The organism is Bacillaceae bacterium S4-13-56 (assembly GCA_040191315.1).
In the GTDB taxonomy this organism is placed as follows: domain Bacteria; phylum Bacillota; class Bacilli; order Bacillales; family JAWJLM01; genus JAWJLM01.
This window is the reverse complement of sequence record JAWJLM010000185.1, coordinates 1-580: the sequence shown is the minus strand read 5'-3', so window position 1 is coordinate 580 and position 580 is coordinate 1. Positions and strand designations below refer to the sequence as shown.

Below are 580 nucleotides of genomic sequence, written 5' to 3'. Positions count from 1 at the left end.
TGGGGGATAAATCTACAAATTCTTCTTTTTTCACGACCTCTAATATTTCTTGTTTTTCCTTTTTCGTTAGTTTGTTTTTAGGCTCTGGACGTGAGGCAAACGGACGCCCATCCTCCTTAATTCCTCCATCTGAAATCCACCGTTCGTACGTGCGTACACTAATGTTCAATTCTTTGCACGCCAGGGCTAATCGCGCACCATTTTGGTTAGCTTCTTTGATGAGTTCTACGGCAAGTGCGCGATCTGATGGGTTAATCATTCGTCCTCTTGGTCCCCCCAGATCGCTTGGGCCTTTTTTCTGAGAAGTAATAAAGCTGCAGCTTCTGCCAATGCTTTCTCCTTTTTCCGTAAATCTTTTTCTAAGGTTTTCGCCTTTCTTTTTTCCTCTTTTAATTCCTGATTTAACTGCTTTGTGTGATTAGTTTCAAGGCCGTTGGCATTTAAACAAGATTCACGCCATACCTCAATCTGTTCTTTATACAGTCCTTTTTTTCGGCAATACTCTGCCAAGTCTGCTTGGTTCATCGCGTAGGTTTCCATCACAACCAAAAATTTATCTTCACTGCTCCACTGTTCTGAA

At 41.9% G+C, this 580-nt stretch carries 2 protein-coding genes; both read right to left on the bottom strand.

Translation table 11 applies throughout. The features are described from left to right. Positions 1-259 (bottom strand): IS3 family transposase (locus RZN25_18575; GenBank protein ID MEQ6378792.1); only part of this gene is annotated, 259 nt, incomplete at its 3' end. After that, positions 256-580: IS3 family transposase (locus RZN25_18570; protein ID MEQ6378791.1), on the bottom strand; the 325-nt coding region annotated here is incomplete at its 5' end. The genes RZN25_18575 and RZN25_18570, both read right to left, overlap by 4 nt.